The following is a 26,745-nucleotide window of genomic DNA, read 5'->3' on the forward strand; positions in this document are numbered from 1 at the left end:
CTACCTTTAGTCACTGATGAAGAGAGAAAAAATAAAAGCACTGATTAGAAATAATGGTAAAGCCGTAAAAGTGAAAATTAAAGCAAAAACAAGCAAGAAATGGACTGATTTTTATTCTTATATTGAAATGGCACGGTATCTTCTTTTGGTATATCAAATAATACTGTTATTTGATCATTAAAAAGATGACATCTTTTCTATAAAACCTCTTAATCCAAATAAAAAGAAGTTTTTCCTTTCCCCTCCTTTTTGGTAAAATGGAAGAAAAAACTTTTGCTTTTATAATTTCATTCTTTTCGTAGGAGAGAGGCTGTTTTGCTCTCAGCTCTCTCTCAAATAATTAAAGTCGAAAAAGCATTGATTTTGTGAAAGCTATCCTGACCATTTAAGCTCTTTCTTTGATTTATAGACATTTTAGGAGGCTGTTATTGTTATGCGCGACAACCATTTACACACCCATTTTTCCTACGATTCCGACGCCAGCTTTGAGGACTATTTGACTCACTATGATGGTGAGATCGTCACGACTGAGCATTATGATCTGTCCAACCCCTATACAGGACGGGATGATGTGCCGGATTATGAGGCTTATTCTAAGGAAATAGCAGAGCTGACTGCTAGATACGGCAAACGCATCAAGCGCGGCATTGAAATCGGCTACTATCAGCCCCGAGAAGCTGATCTTATCAGCTTCCTAGCCGATAAGATCTATGATTTGAAACTGCTCTCCGTCCATCACAATGGGACCAACGATTATCTGGATGATGAGGTCGCTGGGATGGACAAGGAAGCCATTATCCAAGAGTATCTGGATGCGCTAGAATATGCTATCGGGCGCGTGGAAGCGGATGTCTTGGCTCATTTTGACTATGGTTTTCGTCTGTTTGATGTGACGGTGGATGAACTTAAGGCTTATGAGCCACAGCTCTTGCGTATTTTTCAAAAAATGATAGACTACAACCTTGCCTTTGAGCTCAACAGCAAGTCCATGTATCTCTATCATCATGAGGACCTCTATCTGTATGCACTTGATTTGGTTAAGCAACTCGGTTGTCACAAGTACTCAATCGGATCAGATGGTCATAAACGAGAGCATTTCCGCCTTGAATTTGACCGTATTCAGATAATTTTGAACAAATATGGTATCAAACCAGAAGAAATCATATAATGAAGTGATTAGGAAATAAAGTGAATCAATTAAAAAAGTAAAAATTTTCTGCTGTTCCTTATTTTTGCTGATTGCTATCGGTCTTGTTTTTGATTGCGCGCTACGGAAGGTCCCCAGAAGTTATTCATTGTTTTCTGACTAAGGTCAAAGAGATACCATTGTTGACCAATAGGAAGGGGGAGACTTTCAAATTTTGGAGAATATGTCTTATATTGACTCAGACTTGGTTGGAAAATCAGATTAGGTGCAGACAGACACCCTTATTTGTACCTAGTCAGTCTGATTTGGAAGTTTAGAGAGTGTGAAAGTATATCTTTCTTTTTCTACTTTATGCGCATTTTTCCTTTTTATGAAGATTTAGAGACAGTCTTAAATATACATCTAGTCTTACTGAGCAGCTATCGGTCTTGCAACATTTTACTACACAGGCCTGGAACCTTCAATAAAATTGATGAAACAATTCAAGATAAGCTATGAATAAAACAACCCCAGATTTATCACTAATCTAGGGCTACTATTATCTATTTTTTAAAAGTTTCTTCCAAAAACCTTCTTTTTTAGTAGAATCAGTTTTTTCCTTTTCAAAATAAGAAGGATAGACCTTGAAAATATCGGTTTCTTCATGGTTGACGGCAGTATCGGTATGGACGATGAGATCAAAAGGATTATCAGTCTTTTCATTCACATTAGTATAGCTGACACCAGCCTGCTGAGCCATCTTCATATAGAGTATCTGATTGCTCTGGCATAGGTTGGGACAGGATTTTATTTTGATAGCGCCATATTTAGCTTTAAGATCTTCTAAAATTTGGGGAAAGGCTGCCTGGACATCATCACGATTCCCCATATTCTTATCTACGGTCAGAAGAACTCGCTCTCGGAAGGTTCCAAGATAGTGGCGCATTTCATCTGGATTTGGTCTGGTTTCACCAGAAGCTGCAGTCATTAACTTTTTTTCTAATTTATCCATAAATAATATACCTCGTTATTCTATTTTACCATAAGGAGCAGCAGAGACCAAAAAAGGAAAATGTAATTAAAATCAAGATCTCCCTCTTCACAACCAGATAAAAACCCCCCGCTACATTCAGGTTCTTGTTTGATTATTAACAAAGATTGTGGTATCATGAAAGTGTAAAAATTAAAAACTCATAAGGAGAGTATTGTAATGTCAATTATTACTGATGTTTACGCACGCGAAGTCCTTGACTCACGCGGTAACCCCACACTTGAAGTAGAAGTTTATACTGAATCAGGTGCTTTCGGACGTGGTATGGTTCCTTCAGGAGCTTCCACTGGTGAGCACGAAGCGGTTGAGCTTCGTGATGGTGACAAATCTCGTTACAACGGTCTTGGTACTCAAAAAGCGGTTGACAACGTAAACAATATCATCGCAGATGCTATCATCGGTTACGATGTACGCGACCAACAAGCTATTGACCGCGCTATGATCGCTCTTGATGGTACTCCAAACAAAGGTAAACTTGGTGCAAACGCTATCCTTGGTGTGTCAATTGCTGTTGCACGCGCAGCTGCTGACTTCCTTGAAGTGCCTCTTTACAACTACCTTGGTGGATTCAACACTAAAGTGCTTCCAACTCCAATGATGAACATCATCAATGGTGGATCTCACTCAGATGCTCCAATCGCTTTCCAAGAATTTATGATCATGCCAGTCGGCGCACCTACATTCAAAGAAGCTCTTCGTTGGGGTGCTGAAGTTTTCCATGCTCTTAAGAAAATCCTTAAAGAACGTGGACTTGAAACAGCTGTTGGTGACGAAGGCGGATTCGCACCTCGTTTTGACGGTATTGAAGATGGTGTAGAAACTATCCTCAAAGCTATCGAAACAGCAGGTTATGAAGCTGGTGAAAACGGCATCATGCTTGGTTTCGACTGTGCTTCTTCAGAATTCTACGAAAATGGTGTTTACGACTACTCTAAATTCGAAGGTGAAAAAGGTGCTAAACGTACTGCTGCAGAACAAATTGATTACATCGAAAGTTTGGTAAACAAATACCCAATCATCACAATTGAAGATGCAATGGACGAAAACGACTGGGATGGTTGGAAAGCTCTCACTGAACGTCTTGGTGACCGTGTTCAATTGGTTGGTGACGACTTCTTTGTTACAAATACTGATTACCTTGCACGTGGTATTAAAGAAGATGCTGCTAACTCAATCCTTATTAAAGTTAACCAAATCGGTACTTTGACTGAAACTTTTGAAGCTATTGAGATGGCTAAAGAAGCTGGTTACACTGCAGTTGTTTCTCACCGTTCAGGTGAAACTGAAGATTCAACAATCGCTGATATCGCAGTTGCAACTAACGCTGGTCAAATCAAGACAGGTTCATTGTCACGTACAGATCGTATTGCTAAATACAACCAATTGCTTCGTATCGAAGATCAACTTGGTGAAGTTGCAGAATACAAAGGTTTGAACTCATTCTATAACCTTAAAAAATAAGGAGTTTTAGTCGCTGACTTGCTACTTACTACTAAGAGCTGTTAGAATTTTTCTAACAGCTCCTTTTAGTCAGACAAGAAGTAAATGTTTTTTGACTACGGCCTATTAATAAGATGTATTTCAAATGGTTTTAAAATTATAAACTGAGATGCTTAATAGTTGTTTTGCCGATTTCTTAAGGAGTTAGGATGGTACCAGAAGTCTTGTCCAAGGGATCTATCATAATTTCAGTAATGATTTTGGAAGCCCAAATATTATAAAAGGAACCACCTTTGGTGGTTTTTTTAGATTTTAATGTTTAGTTAACTAACTTCTTTTTGCTGTAAGTCATGTAAATAAAATTAAGAATTAAGCCAAGGAGGGTAAGGGTGATGAAGCTATAGAAGGTCTGACTACAATTCCCTTTATTAGCTTCGCCAATTTGGCTGGCAATACGTGGTGCAAAGAAGGCGGCGGTAGAATAATCTGCAAAGACAATACTGTAGTTAACCCCAGAACCATAATTTTCTATAATAATAAATAAAAAAAACCATAATTAGAACATTCTCTATTTAAGCTAGGTTTCGGTTTGTTTTTTTGATATAATTATATATAACAATTACTAGGAGATGGCTAATGAACTTTATATTCGATTTAGACGGAACACTGTCTTTCGATCGCTTCAGCATAGACGGTAAAATCAAAGAAGTCTTACTTAGCGCTGAAGACTTTGGACATGAAGTCAGCTTTGCGTCAGCAAGATCCTATAGGGATTGTGTTGACATGTTGGGTGATGACCTTGCTCAAAAACGAGTAATAGGTCTCAATGGTGGTCTGGTCTATGAAGAAGGCCAACTGATTTTGGAGTACAATCTTGATAAGGAAGCTTATCACGATGTCTTAAGTTATTGTCAGACCTATAATTTGCCCTATTTTGTAGATAATACTTTTAATTATGCGTCAGATAATGAAGAATATTTTCCCTTCATAGAAAGTGTAGATCCTCTGAATTTGGCTGAAAAAGTTCCTGCTGATCAGTTGGAACACCCTATTAAAATGGTTATCTATATGGGGAATCACGAAGAGTTACTAGCAGATCTTTCCTATCATATCAAATCGACAGATATAATCGATCTCTCCTATCATGAAGAAGAGAAATGTCTTTACCTCAATCCTTGTCGGGTCAGCAAGGCTTCAACTATCTCGGAAATTTTTGAGGAGCCCTTCATAGCCTTTGGAAATGATAAAAATGATATTGAGATGTTTAAGCTAGCCCTATATAGTATTCAAATCGGTGGTTTTACTTACTTGAAACCCTATGCGGATGAACAAGTGGATGCTGATAGTCAATTGGTTGCAACTAAGATTGCTGAATTGTTCCAAGAATTTCAAGGAAAATAAACAAAGTTTTAGAATTTTTCAGGCAATTAAGTTATGATGTTGGTATATAATTATTGGGGAGGTAATAGTATGCCAACATTTTTAGGAAAACCTGTTACGGTTGCTAGTGATAAGCAATTACAAGTTGGGGACTTAGCTCATGACTTTACCTTGACAACAACAGACCTGACTAAGAAAAGCCTATCCGATTTTGCGGCTAAAAAGAAAGTCCTTAGTATTGTTCCTTCTATTGACACGGGTATCTGCTCAACACAAACCCGTACGTTTAATCAGGAATTATCAGAACTAGCTGATACTCTGGTCATCACCATTTCTGCTGATTTACCCTTCGCTCAAAGACGCTGGTGCGGGGCTCAAGGGCTTGAAGATGCTGTGATGCTGTCGGACTACTACAATAATAGTTTTGGTAGGACCTATGGTGTTCTGATGGAAGAATGGCACCTATTAGCGCGTGCCGTCCTCGTTCTGGATGAAAATAATAAGGTGGTTTATACCGAGTATTTAAAAAATATCAATTCGGAACCTGATTACGACGCAGCACTTGCAGCTGTAAAGGCTCTATAAAAATAAAAACCCTATGAGTTAGAAAAAGCTAATTTATAGGGTATTTTATTACTTTTTGCTTTTCTGAGGAAATTAAGGTATGATAGGGCAGAAAAGATTTATTTCATGTTTTGATATTTATTAGAAAGATGAGTAAAGGAGGAGAGGAAATCCATGTCGCTTATTGAAGATTATCTTGCTAATTCAGTTGTTAAATTACCTTTGAGTCAGATAGTGAGAGCTTTTAAAGGTAAGGCTGTTTCAAGTAAGGCAGAGCCTGGTGGAATCAGCTATATCAATTTATCTGATATTACAGAATTTGGTATTGACTACAGTCAGCTCAAGACCTTTAAGGATGAGGAGACCAAACTAGCTAAATACCTATTGGAAACAGGAGACGTATTAGTTGCTTCCAAGGGAACAGTGAAAAAAATAGCTGTTTTTGAGGAGCAGTCTTTTCCGATTGTTGCTTCATCTAATATAACGGTTTTACGCCCAACCGCTGATATCAGTGGTTTCTATCTCAAACTTTTCTTAGAATCCGAGTTGGGACAAGCACTCTTAGATACGGCTGATAATGGCAAGTCAGTTCTTAATATTTCCACCGAGCAACTTTTAGAAATTCCCGTCCCTCATTTACCGGCTATTAAGCAGAATTACCTTATCCAGTATGCTAGCAAGGGCCTGGCGGATTATCAAAGAAAAATAACCAGAGCTCAACAAGAGTGGGAACACATTAAGCAGGATGTTGAAAAAAATTTATATTGATTATCCATGAAAGGAGAAGCTCTAAAAAGAGCTTCTTTTTTCTCTAACTAAGAATGTGAAAGTCGCTTTCAGAAATCATATGATAAAATAATGAAAAATGAAAGCGAGTGTCTTGACAATGCCATGAAAGACAAGGGATTGCAATGTTACTAACTTGAAATATTTAACAAAAGAAATGACATCTGAAATACTTAGTTTGTAAAACAAAAATGCTATCATATTTCCTAGTTAAAAGTAATCACTTTTAACTAAATGATTTTAATTCTCAAATTGAGGGGAGAGTATTTTTCAATGGAAAGAAAATTACGTTACAAACTACACAAAGTTAAGAAGCAATGGGTGACAATTGCCGTTGCCGTTGCTGGTCTAGCGACAGTTATTGGTGTTGGTGGAACAAGTGTATCAGCAGATGAAAGCATAGCGGTTGATACCAATGCTCAGTCATCTACAGTTGATGATAGTGGTGGTCAAGAAGAGATAACTGCTGGTGAAACTAATTCAGCAGCAAACTCAAATGCGACTGCGGATAGTTCGGCGACTGTAGAACAGTCTCAGACAGCTACTTCAGAACAAACAGCACAAGCAGGTTCTCAAGATACCGTGACGAACTCGGAAACAGTAGAACAATCGGCAACTGAAGCATCTGCTAACACAAATAAAGAAGATGTAACAAATTCAGAAAACAAGTCTGCTGAGCGTCAAGATACTGCTGCTGTAGTAACAGCAGACGATACCCAAGTGGCTGATCTAACTGATCAAGAAAAACAAGCAGCCCTATCTCTTGATAATGTCAAATTGGTTGATGGTAAGTACTATTATGTTCAACCAGATGGCAGCTATAAGAAGAATTTTGCTATCACCATTGATGGACAAATGCTTTATTTTGACGCTGAAACAGGCGCACTTTCAAGCACATCAACTTATTCTTTCTCACAAGGATTAACGAATCTTGTAGATGATTTTACCAGCCATAACAAGGCTTATGATTCAAGTGAAGCCAGCTTTGAATTGGTCGATGGCTATCTAACGGCTAATAGCTGGTATCGCCCAGCTTCCATCCTTAGAAATGGTCAAACTTGGGAAGCATCAACCCAAGATGATCTGCGCCCAGTCTTGATGAGCTGGTGGCCAAGCAAGGATACTCAAGTTGCTTACTTGAATTATATGACCAAGTATCTAGGTGCTAGTAATGAAGATTTCACGACGGAAACTAGTCAAACGACCCTGAATAAGGCGGCTCAGCTGGTTCAAACGCAAATTGAGCAACGTATCAGTACAGAAAACAATACCCAATGGTTGCGTTCAGCAATCCAAGCTTTTGTGAAGACACAGTCGCAATGGAATGTTGATTCAGAAAACCTTAACCGCAATGACCACCTGCAGCATGGTGCCTTGCTCTATAATAATAGTGATTTAACGCCATGGGCTAACTCAGATTATCGTCTGCTTAACCGAACTCCAACCAATCAAACTGGTAAGCAGAAATATTTTGCTGATAGCAATCCTATAGGTGGTTACGAATTTTTGCTGTCCAATGACGTGGATAACTCAAATCCTGTTGTTCAGGCTGAAATGCTCAATCAGTTGCACTATCTGATGAATTGGGGATCTATTGTTATGGGAGATGATCAAGCCAACTTTGACGGTGTCCGTGTCGATGCTGTCGATAATGTTAATGCCGATCTTCTCCAAATCTATACCAACTATTTCCAAGACTATTATGGTGTTAATAAATCAGAAGCAGATGCTCTGGCCCATATTTCTATTTTGGAAGCTTGGAGTTACAATGATAATCAATATAATATTGACACCAATGGGGCAGCTATCTCTATCGACAACTATTCCCGTTTGGCAGCTCTGTCGACCTTGACGAGACAGACAAATGAGCGACAAGGTTTGGAGAGCCTGATTACAGATACGCTCAATAAGGAACGCGGTAACAATTCAGTTTATGGAGACACAATAGCTAACTATTCGTTTGTGCGTGCACATGATAGTGAAGTACAAACCATCATTGCTAAAGAAATTGATACGACAACTGATGGTTATACCTTCAGTTTGGATCAATTGAAGCAAGCCTTCAAGATCTATAATGAAGATATGAATAAGGTTGAAAAGACCTATACACACTATAATATTCCTGCTGCCTATGCACTCTTGCTCAGCAATATGGAATCTGTGCCACGTGTCTATTACGGTGACCTCTATACTGATGACGGTCAGTATATGGCAACTAAGTCCCCGTACTATGATGCGATTGATACCTTGATGCGGGCACGCATTGCTTATGTTTCAGGTGGTCAATCAATGGCTGTTGTGAATACCGATTCTAACAAGAGTGTGTTGACGTCCGTGCGCTATGGTAAGGACATTATGACCGCTGATGATACAGAAGGGACTGACCTCAGCCGTACTTCAGGTATGCTGACACTGGTAAGTAATGATCCTGATTTGTCACTTTCATCTACTGATAAAGTCACGGTTAATATGGGTGCTATTCACGCCAACCAAGCCTACCGCCCATTACTATTGGGAACTCAAGATGGTGTGAAATCTTATCTAACTGATGCTGATACTAGTCTCGTTAAATATACCGATGAAAATGGTAATCTGACCTTTACGGCCGATGAAATCAAGGGTTACTCAACAGTTGATATGAGTGGTTACTTGGCTGTCTGGGTTCCAGTTGGTGCTCAAGCTGGTCAAGATATCCGTGTGGCAGCAAGTAATCAAGCCAATGGTGAGAATGATTTGACTTATAAGGCATCAGAAGCTCTTGATTCACAATTAATCTATGAAGGTTTTTCAAACTTCCAAGATTTTGTGACAAATGATTCTGAATACACTAACAAACGTATTGCTGAAAATACAGACCTCTTTAAGGCATGGGGAGTGACATCGTTTGAAATGGCACCACAGTATGTGTCAACTGATGATGGAACCTTCATTGATTCTATTATTCAAAATGGCTATGCTTTCGATGACCGTTATGACCTTGCAATGAGTCAAAACAATAAATATGGTTCAAAAGAAGATTTGGCTAATGCCCTTAAAGCCCTTCACGCAGCTGGTATTCAGGCTATTGCAGACTGGGTTCCAGACCAAATTTATTCGCTGCCAGGAGAAGAGGTCGTCACAGCAACGCGTATTGATAGCTACGGTAAGGAAATCGTTGATGCAACAATCAATCATTCTCTCTATGTTGCCAATACCAAGAGCAGTGGTGAAGATTATCAAGCCCAGTACGGTGGAGCCTTCCTCGATGAACTCCAAGCTAAATATCCAAATATATTTAGTGTTGACATGATTTCAACAGGTAAACCGATTGATCCTTCTACTAAGATTAAGATTTGGGAAGCTAAATACTTTAATGGTACTAATATCCTTAAAAAGGGTTCGGATTATGTTCTAGGCGATAATGCAAGCGGCAAATACTTCACAGTCAATGATAAGGGCGAATTCCTACCAGCTGCTTTGAATGGTAATCAAGATGCTAAGACCGGTTTTTACTATGATGGTACTGGCATGACCTATTACTCAACATCGGGTAATAAGGCTCAATCGTCCTTTGTTTATGAAGGTGGTCATTACTATTACTTTAATCAAGACGGCTACATGGTAACGGGTTCTTATAAAGCTGATGATGGTAAAACTTATTTCTTCTTACCAAACGGGGTTCAACTGCGAGATACGATTGTTGAAGATGAAGATGGAAATCGTTATTACTACGGTAAGACCGGTATGCTCTTTACGGGACCTAACTGGTATTCACAAGTAGATCCTACCAACCCTAACCAACTTGTTTATCGCTATTTTGATGAAAATAATGTAATGGCAGTGGGGCTTAAGACCATAGATGGTGCAACATATTACTTCGACCAAGATGGCTACCAAGCCAAAGGTAAGATGATTATCGATGAAGATGGAAATCGCCGTTATTTTGCTGAAAATTCAGGAGATATGGCAAAAAATAAGTTTGCTGAAATTGACGGTAACTGGTACTATTTCGATGAGAATGGTGTAGCAGCAAAAGGTGAAGTAACTATCAACGGTTCAGTGCTCTACTTTGATGAAGAAACTTCTGTTCAAACTAAAGGTTTCCGTACGGATGTTGATGGCAACCTTATTTACTACGATGTCAACTCAGGTGCTAAGGTGGTTAATAGTTTCTTTACAACAGGAGACAATAATTGGTACTATGCAAGAAGTAACGGTCATGTTGCTAAGGGCTTCCGTCACATGAATGGCCAATGGTATTATTTTGACCAAGAAACCGGTAAGCAGGCCAAAGGCAAGATTGTTGTTAACGGACAGACACTTTACTTTGATCCTGATTCAGGCGCTCAGGTCAAAGGTGATTTTGTAACAGATCAAGACGGCCATATTTCGTATTACGATACTAAGACTGGGGCAATGAAAATAAATGGTTTCTTCACAACAGGTGCTAATGTTTGGTATTATGCAGATGCTAATGGTTATTTGGTTAAAGGAAATCAAACAATTGACGGTCAAAATCTCTATTTCAATCAGACGACTGGTCAACAGGCCAAGGGAGTAAGTATTACTGATGCTCAAGGCAGAAAATATTATTATGATGCTGATTCTGGTGATTTGGTGACCAATCGTTTTGCCGAAGAAACTGCTAACTCTAATCAATGGTACTACTATGACGCCAACGGTGTAGCTGTTAAGGGAGAGCAAAAGATTAACAATCAAGAACTCTACTTTGATCAGGAAACCGGTCAACAGGTCAAAGGCAAAATGGTGACGATTAATGGTCGGAGATACTATTATGATGCCGACTCTGGTGAACGTGTTAAAAATCGTTATGTAAGAATTGATGGCGGATGGTATTACTTCAATTCTGACGGTGTAGCAGTCTAAAGTATAACCAAAATGAAGGCTGGGACAAAAGTCCTGCCTTTTTTTGTTCCACTCTCTTCTTATAACCTTTTACAATGTGTTATAATAAATTTAGCTTAGAACTTTAGAAAAGAGGTTTTCTCTTGAAAACTGTTTATCCAAATAATGAAAGTGAGAGGAGATCCCTTAGCGAGGTGAATCAGACTGTTAGGGTGCCCCAGAGCAATTCATTTTGGAAAAATTTGAGAGCTTTCATTGGTCCGGGTGCCTTGGTAGCAGTAGGGTATATGGATCCTGGAAACTGGATTACCAGTGTTGTTGGTGGGGCAACGTATAGATATCTCCTACTAGCTGTTGTCTTTAGTTCTTCCTTGATGGCTATGCAACTGCAACAGATGGCAGGAAAGTTGGGAATTGTTGCTCGGAAAGACCTAGCGCAGGCGACAGCCAGTTATCTGCCTAATTGGTTGCGCTATATCTTATTTATTATTATTGAATTGGCCTTGATGGCAACTGATTTAGCCGAGGTTATTGGATCGGGTATTGCTTTGCACTTACTGTTTGGCTGGCCGCTCTTATTTTCGATTCTCATCACCATCTTGGATGTTTTCTTGCTCTTATCTCTGATGAAAATGGGTTTTCGTAAGATTGAAGCGATTGTCTCGGCCTTGATTTTAACGATTTTACTGATTTTTGTCTATTTAACAGTTATTTCACAACCTAGCATCAGTGGTATTCTTAAAGGTTTTATACCCAGTGCATCAATATTTGATTTGCACCAAACAGGTGGTAATAGCAAGTTAACCTTGGCTTTAGGAATTGTTGGTGCTACGGTTATGCCTCATAACCTCTATCTGCATTCATCTATTTCTCAGACGCGTCAGGTTGACTATGAGAATTCGGAGTCCATTCACAAGGCTGTTCGCTTTATGACATGGGATTCCAATCTTCAGCTAGCCATAGCCTTTATCGTCAATTCTCTGCTCTTGATTTTGGGAGCCAGTCTCTTTTATGGTCATGCTAGTAAGATTAGTGCATTTGCCCAGATGTATAATGCTCTGGCTGATCCGACCATTGCTGGTAGTGTTGCAAGTGGTCTCTTATCTACCCTTTTTGCCATAGCTTTATTAGCTAGTGGTCAAAATTCAACCATCACAGGAACCCTAACGGGGCAAATTGTGATGGAAGGATTCTTACATATGCGCTTACCTCAGTGGGCTATTCGGCTTTTTACTCGGATAATGGCTTTGACCCCGGTTATCGTAGTTACTATTATTTGGGGAGAGCAGGAGAAGATGTTGGATGAACTGATTGTTTACTCACAGGTTTTTCTCTCAATTGCCTTACCATTTTCTATTTTTCCTTTGATTTATTTTACTTCCAGTAAGAAATTGATGGGAAAATACCGAAACGCAAAGTGGAATACGGTGCTGGCCTATCTAGTTGCCATCCTTTTAACTGTTTTAAATATTAAACTAATCATTGATCTTTTTTAAACACATTCAAGAGGCTGGGACAAAGTCCTGCCTTTTTTGTTTTGCTCTAGCTTTAGCAGATCAACGAAAGGATTGATTGGCAGTCCTTATCAAGTGATAGCGGCCTTGATCAATCATGCAGAAAAAGTCAGGACGATAAAATCGAAATTGCGATTTTATCACAATTTAGCGATTTTTGTCCCAGACTCTTTGAATCTCTAAATCTGCTAAATAGAGTGTTTTTTGTTACGTTTTTGTTACAAAACAGAAACTTTTTGTATAATTTTCTGATAAAAATGGTAAAATAGATTGATGATTAAAATAGTTTGGTTTGCGAAACTTTAATCATCAAATATTTTTATACATTGGGGGAATTTTCCATGGAAAGAAATTTACGCTACAAATTGCACAAGGTTAAGAAGCAATGGGTAGCTATTGGTGTTTCGACGTTTGCTGCTGCAATTTCTGTTGGTGGACAAGTTGTTGCGGCTGATACTGTAGTTGATACTGCTGGTATTAATGTAGAACATATAGCAGAAACTCCACCATCGCAGCAGGAGGTGGCAGCAGGAATTACTACTTACAATAATGCTAGCCAAGAACAGGCGACTACAGAAAATTCTGCTGCTATTAATGTTGACAATGGTCAAGCTCAGGTTGAAAGCGACGCTAGTCAAGTGGTAAACGACCAAGCTCAAGCTGTTGAGGTTACAACCAAACAACCAGTAGCTTCTGAGGAACAAAGCAATCAAGCTGTTCCTCAAAACGAGGCCAAACCAGGGCAATTAGAAACTGTTGCTGGTAAAACCTATTATGTTGATGCTAACGGCCAACGTTTAAAAAATTATTCGGCGGTTGTTGATGGTAAAACTTACTATTTTGATGTCCAAACTGGTGAAGCTAAATTGGATTTACCAGATACAATTTCTCAAAATCAAGTAGCCGATAGCTACCAAGCTAATAATCAGGCTTATTCCAATGAAGCTTCTAGCTTTGAAACGGTCGATAATTATCTAACAGCTGATAGCTGGTATCGTCCTCGTAAAGTTTTGAAAAATGGTGAGACTTGGGAAACTGCGTCAGAAAAGGATTACCGTCCTATTTTGATGACGTGGTGGCCAGACACAGCAACTAAAGCGGCCTATGCTAACTTTTGGGTGAAAGAAGGGCTGATTTCTGGTTCTTATTCACAAAATTCAAATGCGAGAACTTTAGATACCGCTGTCCAAAACATTCAGGTAGCTATTGAAAAACGTATCAGCCAAGAAGGTAATACAAGTTGGTTGCGTGATAAGATGTCTCAGTTTGTTCAGTCACAAGATCAGTGGAATATTAATTCGGAAAATCCGACTTATTATCCTAATCAAGACCACCTTCAAGGTGGAGCCCTGTTATTTGTCAATAGTCAAGATACATCACAAACTAACTCTGATTATCGTTTGCTCAATCGCAACCCGACTTACCAAACAGGTAAGCAAGCCTACTTTAAAACGAACTATGCTGGTTATGAATTGCTCCTAGCCAACGATGTTGACAATTCTAACCCTATTGTTCAAGCTGAGCAGCTCAACCATTTCCACTATCTTATGAATTGGGGTGAGCTGGTTATGGGAGATAGCGATGCCAATTTTGACGGTGTCCGTATTGATGCAGTAGACAATGTTGATGCTGATCTTCTACAGATTGTCCGTGATTACTACAAGGCAAGATATGGTGTTGATAAGAGTGAGAAAAATGCTATTGATCATCTATCTATCTTAGAAGCCTGGTCTGGTAATGACAATGATTATGCTAAGGACCAAGATAACTTCTCACTGTCCATTGATAATGATCAGCGCAGTGCTATGTTATCTGCCTTTGCGGCTCTTCCTAATCAACGTAGCGGTCTCAGCAATTTGACAACTTGGGGTCTCAAGAATCGTTCGTCATCATCTGCCTCAGATCCTATTCCAAACTATGTTTTCATCCGTGCTCATGATTCAGAAGTGCAGACAAGAATTGCTAAAATCATTCGCGAGCGTCTCGGCAAAACCAATGCTGATGGTCTGACTAATATCACTTTAAATGATTTAGATAAAGCTTTTGAGATCTATAATGAAGATATGAAAGCAACCAATAAGCAGTATTATCCTAATAATCTGCCAATGGCCTATGCTTGGATGTTGCAAAATAAAGATACAGTAACTCGTGTCTACTATGGTGATATGTATACTGATGATGGTCAATATATGGCGACCAAGACACCATTCTATGATGCCATTGAAACACTATTGAAAGCCAGAATCAAATATGTTGCCGGCGGTCAAGCAGCTAGCTTTGTTAGAAATGGGAACGGAAATTCAACCAACAATGGTATCTTGACTTCTGTTCGCTATGGTAAGGGTGCCAACAGTGTGACGGATGCAGGAAATCAAGAGACTCGTACTTCAGGTATGGCTGTCTTGATTAACAATCTACCAAATTTCAAAGCCAATAGCAATGTGACTCTTAATATGGGGGCTGCCCATAAAAATCAGGCCTATCGTCCTTTACTGTTGTCAACTACAACAGGTATTGCAACCTATCTCAACGACAGTGATGTCAATCGTAGCCAATATAAATATACCGATAGTCAAGGACGTTTGACCTTCTTAGCATCTGAACTCACTGGTGTTTCAAATACTCAGGTGTCTGGTTATTTGGCTGTTTGGGTACCGGTTGGTGCTGCTGATAATCAAGATGTTCGCATCGCTCCAAGTCAAACAGTGAAGTCAGATAAGAATATCTATCAACAGTCAGACGCTCTTGACTCACAACTCATCTATGAAGGTTTCTCAAACTTCCAAGCATTTGCACAAACTCCTGAACAATATACCAATGTGGTAATTGCCAAGAATGCTGACTTATTCAAATCATGGGGGATTACCCAGTTTGAAATGGCTCCTCAATATGTCTCCTCTGAAGATGGTACCTTCCTTGACTCTGTCATCTTAAATGGTTATGCTTTTTCAGATCGTTACGATTTGGCTATGAGTAAAAACAATAAGTATGGTAGCAAAGAGGATCTGGCTAGCGCCATTAAGAGTCTGCATAGTGCTGGTATTAAAGTGCTGGCTGACTGGGTTCCAGACCAAATGTACAATCTGCCTGGTAAAGAAGTAGTAACAGCTACTCGTGTTGACCAATACGGTAATAATCGTTCTGGTGCAACGATTAACAAAATGCCATATGTAGTTAATACCCGCACTTATGGTGATTACCAAGAGCAGTATGGTGGCGCCTACTTAGAAGAGCTGCAGCGTCTTTATCCAAGCCTATTTACTACTAAACAAATTTCAACTGGTAAAACAATTGATCCGTCTGTTAAAATTAAAAACTGGTCTGCTAAATACTTTAACGGCACCAATATCCTTGGACGCGGTGCTTACTATGTTCTTCGCGATACAGCAAGCAAGACCTATTTAACTTTAAGTAGCGATAAGTTCTTCTTACCGATTAACTTGAACAACACATATGGTTCTACACAAAACACTACAGGCTTTGTTTCCAAAGCTGATGGTATTCACTATCTTGATGTAAATGGAAAAGAAATTACAAATAGTTTCAAGGATATCGATGGTAAGCTCTATTATTTCGATGCCAAGGGACGTATGGCAGTTGGAGAAACTAAGATCGGTGATGCTACTTATTTCTTCCTACCAAGTGGTCAAGCACTTAGAGATGGTGTTTGGTATGATGGTACTAAGGCTTACTATTATGACGAAAAGGGCTTGCGCTCAACCAGTAAAGGCTTGGTAGAATTTACTATCGCCGGCCAGTCCAAATGGCGCTATTTCAACGGTGATGGTTCTATCGTTATCGGACTAGTAACCATTGATGATCGTACTTTCTATTTCGATGCTTACGGCTTCCAAGTAAGAGGACAATCCGTGACTATTGATGGTCGTATATTGACTTTTGATGCTCGCGATGGTGCCTTGGTTCAAGATACACCAGAGAAACCTAAACCTAAGACAGGTTGGGAACAACTTGGTGAGAATAAGTGGGGCTATCGCTCAGAAGATGGAAGTCTCTTAACAGGTAGTCAGTTCATTGACGGTCACTATATTTTCTTCCAAAATGATGGTGTTCAAGTTAAAGGACGTGCTGTTAGAGATGATTCAGGAGTATTGCGCTTTTACGAGAGAGACAAAGGGTATAGGGTATCAAATGGTTGGTATCAAACAGTTGATAAAAACTGGGTTTATGTTAGATCTGGACAGGTTCTAACAGGCAGCCATATCATTGATGGTTATCACGTCTTCTTCCAAAACGATGGAAGTCAGGTCAAGGGACGTACAGTCAGAGATAATTCAGGAGTACTGCGTTTTTACGATAGAGATCGTGGCCGTTTGAGCTCAAATGGCTGGTATTCAACATTTGATAATTACTGGATTTACGTCGATAAATATAGTCGAGTATTGACAGGCCTTCACAGAATTAATCGTCAAACTGTCTACTTTGACAATGATGGTATCCAAGTAAAAGGTAGAGCAGTGAGAGATGCTGCTGGCTATCTCCGCTATTTTGAAGCTAGATCTGGTAGCATGGTTACCAACCGTTGGCAAGATATTGGCGATGGTCGTTGGTATTATTTCAACGCTAATGGTATTGGAGACTATAGATGGTAATCTCTCTTATATAATATAATGAGTGTGAGATCATTAGTTCATTAAAAAACAATCAGCTCGATTACTTTTAAAGCTAGAATTTTTCTAATGTTTAAAGGTGAAACGGGTTGATTTTTTATTTATGATGAAGCAGATTAGGTGTTTTGTAATCATTTTGTAAAGATAAATGGGCTAAATAAATCTGAAAAAACTTGGGATACTAATTTTAAAATTGAAAATTCTAAAATAAAATGTAAATAACTAGTAATTTTTTTGAAAAAATGATAATATGATTTGGAAGATGAAATAATTTGCTAGGACATATTATTTTATCATCGAAATTTAATTTTTTTTGGGAGAATGATTTTCATGGAAAGAAAATTACATTACAAATTGCACAAAGTTAAAAAGCAGTGGGTCACTATTGCTGTTGCTTCAGCTGGTTTGGCTAGTGTTGTTGGCGCTGGCGCTCTAACTCAAAGCGTCTCTGCCGATGAGCAGACCAAGGAAGTTTCTGCCACATCTGGGGATTCCAATGCAGTCGAAGAAGTAGCGGCTGATGCTGGTACAACGGATGCGGTAGCAACATCTGAACCAACAACAAGGGTAGAAAGTTCTGAGACAACTTCAACGACCGACACTAATCAATCTGTAGCTCAAGCTACTTCGCAAACGTCAGACGTGGCTACCACAGCAACATCTGAAGACAGTGCTCCTAGCACAGAAGTTGCTGCAAATTTAACAGATAAAGAAAAAGCAGCAGCCCTCTCGCTTGATAACATCAAATTAATTGATGGCAATTACTACTATGTTCAAGCGGACGGTTCTTACAAGAAAAACTTTGCTATTACTGTTGATGGGCAAATGCTCTATTTTGATGCGGAAACAGGAGCTCTTTCTAGTACATCAACGTATTCATTTAGTCAAGGTTTAACACCCATTGTATCTGATTTTACAGTCAACAATAAGGCTTATGATTCATCAGTCAAAAGCTTTGAATTGATTGATGGCTATTTGACAGCAGATAGCTGGTATCGTCCTGCTAAAATTCTTAAGAATGGTGAAACTTGGGTTGATTCTACTGAGTCTGATCTTCGTCCAGTCTTGATGAGCTGGTGGCCCAATAAAGATACCCAAGTAGCTTACTTGAATTACATGTCTAAAGTCTTGGGTGGTAAGGATGATGAGTTCACAACTAAAACATCACAGCTGGCTCTCAATACTGCAGCTCAACTGATTCAACAAAGTATTGAACGTCGCATTGCAGCCAAGAACAGCACAGCATGGTTGCGTGAAGCAGTAGAAGCTTTTGTAGTCACTCAAGATCGTTGGAATACTACATCTGAAACCTTCAATAAAAATGACCATCTCCAAGGCGGTGCCCTGCTTTATACTAATAATAAGCTGACTGAATGGGCTAACTCAAAATACCGTCTGCTCAACCGCACACCAACTTATCAAACAGGTGAAACGAAATATTACTTGGCGGATAAAACTGGGGGTTACGAGTTCTTATTAGCTAATGATATTGATAATTCAAATCCAATTGTTCAAGCCGAAATGATTAATCAGATCCATTACTTGATGAACTGGGGATCTATTGTTATGGGCGATGATCAAGCTAACTTTGACGGTATACGTGTCGATGCTGTTGATAACGTAAATGCCGATACTCTTCAACTTTATACAAACTACTTTAACTCCGTTTATGGTGTTAATAAGTCTGAAGCTAAAGCGCTAGCTCACATTTCCATCTTAGAAGCTTGGAGTTATAATGATAATTACTATAACCAAGATACCAAGGGTGCAGCTCTGGCTATGGATAATGGTTTGCGTTTATCGATTCTCTATGCCTTGACACGCGGATACAATGAACGTTCGGGGTTAGAGCCATTGATTAAATCTGATATTGGCTTGACGGATCGTACAACTAATGAAGCTTACGGTGACACTCAAGCTTCTTATGTCTTTGTTCGTGCGCATGACTCTGAAGTACAGACCGTCATTGCTAAGATTATCCAAGAAAAGATTGATCCAACAACTGATGGATTTACATTCACTTTAGATCAGCTGGCTCAAGCCTTCAAGATTTATAATGAAGACATGAACAGTGTAGACAAGGTTTACACTCACTATAATATTCCAGCAGCCTATGCCTTGATGTTATCTAACATGGAGTCTGTAACTCGGGTTTATTATGGAGATTTGTATACCGATGATGGTCAGTATATGGAAACCAAGTCTCCATATTACGATGCTATTGATACCTTGCTCCGTGCTCGTATCCGTTATGCAACAGGTGGTCAGTCCATGAAATTGGATTACTTTAAACCAGCTGATAGCATGTCTGTAAACAATTCTGAAGCTGTTTTAAATAAAACCGGTGTTCTGGTATCAGTGCGTTACGGCCAAGATGTTATGTCTGCAGATGATACCACTGGTGGTGATCTAGCTAAGACCTCTGGTATGGTAACAATCATGACCAATAACCCAACGCTCGAATTGGCAGCAGACCAAGTGCTTAAGGTTAATGTCGGTAAGATTCATGCTGGTCAAAGCTATCGTCCTTTGCTTTTAACAACAGAATCAGGTCTACAAAAATACCTCAACGATTCAGATACAAACTTGGTTAAGGTTGCTGATGAAGCGGGTTACATCTATTTCACAGCAGATGAAATCAAGGGCTACAAACAAGTTGAAGTTAATGGTTACTTGGCCGTTTGGGTACCAGTAGGTGCAAAAGAAGACCAGGATATCCGTGTTGCTGCTTCAACAACAGCATACGGCGAAGATGATCAAACCTTCCAAGCGACTCAAGCACTTGATTCACAGTTAATCTACGAAGGATTCTCAAACTTCCAAGACTTTATCGTTAAGGATGCTGACTACACCAACAAGAAGATTGCCGCAAATACGGATCTCTTCAAGGCTTGGGGAGTAACCTCATTTGAAATGGCGCCACAATATGTGTCTGCAAATGATGGAACCTTCCTAGATTCTATTATCGAAAATGGTTATGCCTTTAGTGATCGCTATGACCTTGCGATGAGCAAGAATAATAAATATGGTTCTAAAGAAGACTTGGCTAATGCCCTCAAAGCTCTTCATGCTGCTGGTATTCAAGCCATTGCTGACTGGGTTCCTGACCAAATTTATCAACTGCCAGGTAAAGAGGTTGTAACAGCTTCACGTGTTGATAACTACGGTAATGTTAAACCTGACCAAGATTTTGTACAGAAGCTTTACGTCGCTAACACCAAGAGTAGCGGTAAAGACTACCAAGCTAAATATGGTGGTGAATTCCTTGAAGAACTGCAAAAGCAATACCCAGAAATGTTTGATGTTAAAATGATTTCAACTGGTAAAACAGTTGATACAAGCGTTAAACTCAAAGCATGGGAAGCAAAATACTTCAATGGTACCAATGTTTTGGGTCGCGGTACGGACTATGTTCTCAGTGACCAAGCTGCCGGTAAATACTTCACTGTTAATGAAAATGGTGATTTTCTACCAGCTGCTCTGACTGGTGACCAAGCTGCTCAAACCGGTTTCTACTACGATGGTACTGGCATGACCTATTACTCAACAGCAGGTAATAAGGCTAAATTATCCTTTGTAACTGAAGGTGGTCATAAGTATTACTTCGATAGACATGGTTATATGGTGACAGGTCGTGCAGTTATCAACAATCAATTCTATTATATGTTGCCAAATGGTATTGTTTTGCAAGATGCCATCCTGCAAGATGAAAAGGGTAATTCTTATTACTATGGTAAGACTGGTATGATGTACAAGGGTGACAAATGGTTCGCGATGACAGATGCAGATGGTAAGACACGTTACCGTTACTTCGATAAATACGGTGTCATGGCTATCGGTCTCGTAACTGTTCATGGTAATGTTCAATATTACGATGAAAACGGTTATCAAGTTAAGGGTGAATTTGTAACAGATGCTGATGGTAAGACACGTTACTTTGATAAAGATAATGGTAATCTTGTAACCAGTCAATTCCTCCATCAAAATAACAACTGGTACTATGTTGATGCAGATGGTATTCTTGCTAAAGGACAAACCGTTGTTGGTGAACAGACTCTTTATTTTGATACCAAGACAGGTGCTCAAGTCAAGGGTGACTTCGTAACCGATCAAGATGGTAATATTTCTTACTACGATGCGCAATCGGGTGATTTGAAGGTTGATACTTTCTTTACAACTGGTCATAATACATGGTTCTATGCTGATGCTAAAGGTCATCTGGTTAAAGGCAGCCAACGTATTAAGGGGCAAGACCTTTACTTTGATACTAAAACAGGTAAACAAGTTAAGGGTGGCTTTGTCAGCAATCAAAAGGGTATCCGCTACTATGATGCCGATACTGGAGCGCTGGCAACAAATACCTTCCTCGAAACAGCTGCTGGTTCAAACGAGTGGTATTATATGGGAGCCGACGGTTATGCTGTTAAAGGTCAACAAACTATTAAAACTCAACACTATTACTTTGATTCAGTAACTGGTAAACAAGCCAAAGGTATGATGATTATGGACCGTGATGGTCATAAATACTTCTATGATGGCAGAACTGGTGTGCGTGTAACCAATCAATTTGTAGAAGTAGCAGGTAAGTGGTACTACTTTGGAGCTGATGGTGCAGCCGTAACAGGCTTCCAAACAATCAAAGGTCAACGACTTTACTTTGATACAGATGGCACGCAAGTCAAAGGGGAAACAATCATGATTAACGGCCGAAGTTATGCATTTGATGCTGATTCAGGTGAATTGATTGTTAATCTATAATTAAAATAATGAAACGAGATTGGGGTGAAAATCCACCTCGTTTTTATGGCTCTTTGTCAACTGTAGTGGGTTGACTTATAGCTAACATCTGGAGAGAACAAAACTTGTTCTCTCTTTTTTGATGTTCAAAGCGAGGAAAATTCGTTTCTTGAAGTTTTCAAATTTTCTAAAACCAAAAGCGTTTCGCTTAATGACTTTAATCAGGTTATTGGTAGTTTCCAGTTTAGCGTTAGAAAAGCTAAGTTTTAGAGCGTTGACAATCTTCTCTTTGTCTTTCAGAAATGTCGAAAAAACAGTCTTAAAGATGGGATGGACGTGTTTGATGGTATCGGAAATGAGCTCAAAGAAATATTCTCCTTTCTTTTCCTGGAAATGAAAGAGGAGGAGTTGGTAGAGTTCATAGTGACTTCTGAGGTCGTCAGAGAAGCTCAAAAGCCGTTGGACAATCTCTTGCTTGGTCACATGCATGCGAAAAGTTGGACGATAAAACCGTTTATCGCTAAGTATCCGCCTATCTTGTTGGATAAGTTTCCAGTAATGTTTCAAGGCCCTGTATTCTATGGATTTACGCTCAAATGGGTTCATGATTCGGATACGGAAACGATTCATGGCACGTGACAAATTTTGGATGATGTAAAATCTATCTAAGACAATCTTGGTGTTTGGAAATAGTTTTTTAGCTAGGCTATAATGGGGGCTAAACATATCCATGGTGATGACTTTAACACGGCTCCGCACCTTATGAGGATAGCACATGAAGTGATTTCTGATGACAGTTTGAGTACGTCTATCAAGGATAGTGACAATTTTTTAGATTGATAATCCTGGGCAATAAAACTCATTTTTCCCTTTTTGAAGGCATACTCGTCCCAGCTCATGACTTCTGGCAAATAGGTCCAATCGGTTTTGCTTTCAAAACGCTCTAACTGTCGATAGACGGTTGAGAGCGATACAGACAAGTCTTCTGCGATTTTTGTCATTGCCTTACGCCCCATGAGTTTTTCAGTGATTTTGTGGTTAATGATGTTTGGAATCTGATGATTTTCTCTGACTAAAGAGGTCTTAGCAACTTGTATTTTCCCACAGGTTTTGCATCTGAAGCGACGTTTTTTAAGGCGGATAAGGACCTTGAATCCGCCCATTTCCAGGTAGGGGATTTTGTAGGGCTTTTGAAAGTCATAGTTTTCCCTTTTTTCTTGGCAAGCTGGGCAATTTGGAGCATCATAATCTAACTTGGCTTGATATTCTCTGTGGGTGAAACATTTGATAAATTCTGTTTCAAAAGTGATATTAGGGTCTTTAATGTCGAGTGATTCTTTGATATAATCGTTTTGTTCCATATGATTCTTTCTAATGAGTTGTTTTAGCGCTTTTCATGATAAGTCATATAGGACTTTTTTGTTACTCAAAAAGGTCCTATAATTTACAAAGTGGATTCTACCCACTACAGAAATTATAGAGCCTAAAGAAGGCGGCTGATTCTCAGATGAGGGTCAGCTTTTTATTTTTACAGGATTTTAATCTCAAGCTCAGTTGAATACCTTGACGACTAGGTTTTATTCCGATAAAATACAAGATAAAATTAAGGTAGATTGGAGCATTTTATGGAAATCAAAAGTAATGTGGCCGCAGCTCAAAGGCATGCCAGTCAGTTTTCATCCAAGGGAGGTACACTAGGTGGTCTGGGCGAGGTAGCCAAAGACGACTCTACCACTGTGGCTGGCAATGCCAAGCGCATGAGGTGTTGGAGACGGTTAAATCAGCCCGAGAAACAATCTCTGAACTGCTGAGCCGTGCATCAACGAATATTCATAGTGTAGCCAGTGAATTTGAATCTGTTGATGCCCATCAGGCTCAGGCCATTCGCACCAAAAAGCTGTGAGGTGAGCCGTGATGTTTCAGCTTTTTAGAAAATTATCGAGGCGCTCAAGTCCCAGTGTTAATGGAACCCATCGGACGTTTAAGAATGCTCCGCTGTCTCCAAACACCCCGTACGTATCGCCTGATCAGTTTTCAGCGATAGGGGCTCCGAAAACAGGCTTTGTCCAGCAGTCTGTTCAGCCTGCCAATCCTGCTGGTTTTCAGCCTATGCCACCGACATATTCCACTGTAACGTCTGCCCAGCCAGTACCTGCCCCAGTAGGTTCCCTGCCCGTTCAGCCTGTAAATCTAGCTGGTTCCCCAGCGACGTCTGCTGTTTCGTCAGTGCCTGTTCAAGCAGGCTCCAACTTGGATGTGACATCGCAGTCTGGACAACCATTGAGAACGGCTGAACCTGCCATTGAATCAGTTGTGCCAACAGCTTCCTCACAGTCAAGACCAGATTTGGCTCAGAGCGCTCAGCCAGTCTCTCTGGGGCAGTCGCCTGTTCCTAAGCAGGAGACAAAACCGTCTCAGTCGAAGCAAGAGCAATATGTGCCCAAACAGACGATTGCTGACAAGCCAGTTAAATCAAAACAGGGCATTAAAAAATCTGTTCCTAACACCAATCCAGATTGGCAGAAGGGGATCAGCCGAACCTTAATTTTAGAGAATGGGCGCCCAATTGATAGCAGCGGTGTTCGGCCGACTCCTCCAAGCAAGGAAGACTTGGAAGAGTTAGAACGGCGCCGAGCCAAAATCAAAAAGGAGGCGGCAGCCGAAGCCAAACGTCGGGAAAAACGCAAGCTCATAAAGGCTAAGGAAGCCGAGCAAGATAAGCTTTGGCAGCAGGAACAGGACTTGTATGATGAGGAATATGAGCTCTAGTCTAAAGGTCGACGGTTAGAAGAACACGAGCAGATGGCCGGTGATGTCTTTAGTCAGCTGGGCGGTGTCTTAGAAGGTTTGGCCTACGCTTATCGATTTTCCGGCAAGATCGAAAGAAACTATCATCTGGTCTTCCAAGAGCGTGGCAGAGCCGATGATTTACTGGAAGAAGCCAAAGAGGCTGTACAGGCTCGAAAAAGACAGGTCATTGAGGAGCAGGGAGTGATTTATACCCAGCGCCAGAAACTGACAGCTGAGATAGAGGATTTAGAAGAGGAGATTAGGAAAATTCCATGAGTATTGATATGTATTTGGAGAAATCGCAAGCGCAGGCAGCCAGTGCTAAGGCCATGGCCCAGCAAGAGATTCAAGCCTATGAAGAGTTGGAGGCTGCTTTAGAAGACTTTGAGAACAGCCAGGCTGATTTAAAGGGGAAGGCCTATGATTCGGCACGGCGGTATTCGGCGTCCGTCCTGCGCCCACTGGTTATGATTGGAAAACAATTGTCGCAAACGGTTTCTGAGGCTGTCCAGCGCTTTCCCGAAGCTTATATGGAGCAGGTAGCTCAGGAGAGTTTGAAGGAATCGGAACTAGAGATGTCTATCGCCGAGCTGGATTTGCGGATTTCCAATGCTCGGGATGCGGTTGACGCCATGAATCTGGATCGCCATGATGCCAATGAAGGGGCCCGGCTGAACAGCTATCACAGGATGATTGATGCTGCAGAAAGCAGCCGGCGGGTTTTGGAAGACAAGTTGGAGAAACTGCGTGTCTTTAATGCGACGTCTCCGCAGATATTTTCCGAAATTGATGCCTTAAAAGCTGCTTTAGACAGAGGCTTTGCCCTAGCAGAGCAGAGTTGGGACAGCCAGACGGGAACCTTCAAGTCTGTAGGCACTCAGTGGCTTTCTGAGCTGAAAGTCGAAGTTCAGAAAGTCGCCAAAGAGCTGACCTTGTCTAAAGAAGAAAGAGAAGCTTTTAAAAACATGATGGAAACTCAGTATGGTTTTAGTGCTGAGGAAGCTGATATTATGCTGGATGTTTATGTTGGCTTGGTCAAGGAATATGACGGTGATAAAGACAAGGCTAACCAGCAGTTCTTCGTCTATATGGGTTCATTTGTTTATGGTGATAGCTATATTGGAGGTTATGCATGGTCATATATTGGAGGGTTGATCAAGCCTGATGAGGTTGAGAAGAAGCTAAAAGATTTAGGCATTAGCCCTAAAAAGATTGAGACCCTTAAAACTGCGATTTTGAACCAATCGGCAGTGGCAGGATTAAATGGGACAACAGAAGCGGAACAGATGAAAGAATTAAGAAAAGCGTTTCCCAAAGCCAGTGATGATCGGTTAAAAACTATTTTGAAGCAATATGGGGGTAAAACGGACTTTGCCCATACCAGTGCAACTGTTTCTGCTATAAGAAAAATCTATTCTTTGATGGTACACAAAATAAATATGCGGGATACTATGGCGATTTAACGATTCCAGGGGATATTTCGATGAACAATGGGGATTATCATGCGGATCTAGATGCGGTGAACCTCTACAATCAATTAAAAGGAGGCAAGAATCTTGTCACCTCTATGAATACCTATTTTGATAAAGTAGAATCTGACGATAGTTATCGGGCCGAACAGTTTGTGACCAATATTGGCGATGGTGATTATGACAAAGGTATGAAAATTCTTGAGTCAGAGTATGAAGTCTATACCTTTCAGGCGGGGGAAAATCCCTTGTACAAAGACTTTATTGACAGTCTTAAAGAAAAGTGTGATGACCTGAAAGCGGATGGTAAGTGATATGAAACGACGCTATAAAGTACTATTAGTTACTCGTGGTGCTAGTTAATTTCAAAATATCTCAAATTATAAGCCAGTATGATTTGTTCGATTCTCAATTG

General features: G+C 40.1%; 15 protein-coding genes and 1 pseudogene. 14 read left to right on the plus strand and 2 right to left on the minus strand.

Features of this window, described 5'->3' with window-relative positions:
- The first annotated feature begins 433 nt into the window (after nt 1–433).
- The gene (locus ACFOSE_RS00230) at nt 434–1,168 is read left to right on the plus strand and encodes a PHP domain-containing protein (RefSeq protein WP_380429000.1); all 735 of its coding nucleotides are present in this window, start codon (nt 434–436) and stop codon (nt 1,166–1,168) included.
- A gap of 517 nt (nt 1,169–1,685) precedes the next feature.
- On the opposite strand, the gene ACFOSE_RS00235 is transcribed toward ACFOSE_RS00230, so the two are convergent.
- The gene (locus ACFOSE_RS00235) at nt 1,686–2,138 is read right to left on the minus strand and encodes a DUF1694 domain-containing protein (RefSeq protein ID WP_380429002.1); all 453 of its coding nucleotides are present in this window, start codon (nt 2,136–2,138) and stop codon (nt 1,686–1,688) included.
- Between the two features lie 198 nt (nt 2,139–2,336).
- Between ACFOSE_RS00235 and eno the strand changes: the two genes are divergently transcribed.
- The 8 genes from eno (at nt 2,337) to ACFOSE_RS00275 (ending at nt 22,092) form a co-directional block, all read left to right on the plus strand.
- The gene (gene eno / locus ACFOSE_RS00240; RefSeq protein WP_380429005.1) at nt 2,337–3,638 is read left to right on the plus strand and encodes a surface-displayed alpha-enolase; all 1,302 of its coding nucleotides are present in this window, start codon (nt 2,337–2,339) and stop codon (nt 3,636–3,638) included.
- A 615-nt stretch (nt 3,639–4,253) separates the two neighbouring features.
- A complete protein-coding gene (locus ACFOSE_RS00245) occupies nt 4,254–5,018 on the plus strand; it encodes an HAD hydrolase family protein (RefSeq protein ID WP_380429007.1) in 765 nt (254 codons plus the stop codon).
- Between the two features lie 69 nt (nt 5,019–5,087).
- Nucleotides 5,088–5,582: a thiol peroxidase gene (gene tpx / locus ACFOSE_RS00250; RefSeq protein ID WP_380429010.1), complete on the plus strand. Its 495-nt coding sequence runs from the start codon at nt 5,088–5,090 to the stop codon at nt 5,580–5,582.
- A gap of 153 nt (nt 5,583–5,735) precedes the next feature.
- Nucleotides 5,736–6,329: a restriction endonuclease subunit S gene (locus tag ACFOSE_RS00255; RefSeq protein WP_380429012.1), complete on the plus strand. Its 594-nt coding sequence runs from the start codon at nt 5,736–5,738 to the stop codon at nt 6,327–6,329.
- A 291-nt stretch (nt 6,330–6,620) separates the two neighbouring features.
- Nucleotides 6,621–11,213 carry a glycoside hydrolase family 70 protein gene (locus ACFOSE_RS00260; protein WP_380429015.1) on the plus strand — a complete coding sequence of 1,531 codons (4,593 nt, stop codon included), beginning with the start codon at nt 6,621–6,623 and terminating at the stop codon, nt 11,211–11,213.
- A 122-nt stretch (nt 11,214–11,335) separates the two neighbouring features.
- Complete coding sequence (locus ACFOSE_RS00265) at nt 11,336–12,688, plus strand: Nramp family divalent metal transporter (RefSeq protein ID WP_380429018.1); 1,353 nt, start codon at nt 11,336–11,338, stop codon at nt 12,686–12,688.
- Nucleotides 12,689–13,047: 359 nt separating this feature from the next.
- On the plus strand, nt 13,048–17,316 hold the full coding sequence (locus tag ACFOSE_RS00270; RefSeq protein ID WP_380429021.1) for a glycoside hydrolase family 70 protein: 4,269 nt from the start codon (nt 13,048–13,050) through the stop codon (nt 17,314–17,316).
- A 348-nt stretch (nt 17,317–17,664) separates the two neighbouring features.
- Nucleotides 17,665–22,092 carry a glycoside hydrolase family 70 protein gene (locus tag ACFOSE_RS00275; RefSeq protein ID WP_380429024.1) on the plus strand — a complete coding sequence of 1,476 codons (4,428 nt, stop codon included), beginning with the start codon at nt 17,665–17,667 and terminating at the stop codon, nt 22,090–22,092.
- An 81-nt stretch (nt 22,093–22,173) separates the two neighbouring features.
- On the opposite strand, the gene ACFOSE_RS00280 is transcribed toward ACFOSE_RS00275, so the two are convergent.
- Nucleotides 22,174–23,432 (minus strand): ISL3 family transposase gene (locus ACFOSE_RS00280; protein WP_380429027.1). Its coding sequence is split into 2 segments (ribosomal slippage): nt 22,174–22,901 and nt 22,901–23,432, totalling 1,260 coding nucleotides; the frame shifts between segments, so codons are not numbered across the junction.
- A gap of 264 nt (nt 23,433–23,696) precedes the next feature.
- Here ACFOSE_RS00280 and ACFOSE_RS00285 point away from each other — a divergent pair.
- The 5 genes and pseudogenes from ACFOSE_RS00285 to ACFOSE_RS00305 all read left to right on the plus strand — a co-directional run bounded on the left by ACFOSE_RS00285 (nt 23,697) and on the right by ACFOSE_RS00305 (nt 26,644).
- Nucleotides 23,697–23,974: pseudogene (locus ACFOSE_RS00285) on the plus strand (TIGR04197 family type VII secretion effector).
- Between the two features lie 11 nt (nt 23,975–23,985).
- Nucleotides 23,986–24,840, plus strand: a complete 855-nt coding sequence (locus ACFOSE_RS00290) for a hypothetical protein (protein WP_380429030.1) — start codon at nt 23,986–23,988, stop codon at nt 24,838–24,840.
- Between the two features lie 33 nt (nt 24,841–24,873).
- Complete coding sequence (locus ACFOSE_RS00295; protein ID WP_380429032.1) at nt 24,874–25,137, plus strand: hypothetical protein; 264 nt, start codon at nt 24,874–24,876, stop codon at nt 25,135–25,137.
- Complete coding sequence (locus ACFOSE_RS00300; RefSeq protein ID WP_380429035.1) at nt 25,134–26,324, plus strand: hypothetical protein; 1,191 nt, start codon at nt 25,134–25,136, stop codon at nt 26,322–26,324. The genes ACFOSE_RS00295 and ACFOSE_RS00300 overlap by 4 nt, the downstream gene beginning before the upstream one ends.
- A 20-nt stretch (nt 26,325–26,344) precedes the next feature.
- Complete coding sequence (locus tag ACFOSE_RS00305; RefSeq protein WP_380429038.1) at nt 26,345–26,644, plus strand: hypothetical protein; 300 nt, start codon at nt 26,345–26,347, stop codon at nt 26,642–26,644.
- The last annotated feature ends 101 nt before the right edge of the window (nt 26,645–26,745 follow it).

Source organism: Streptococcus dentapri (genome assembly GCF_042649885.1).
Lineage (GTDB): Bacteria > Bacillota > Bacilli > Lactobacillales > Streptococcaceae > Streptococcus > Streptococcus dentapri.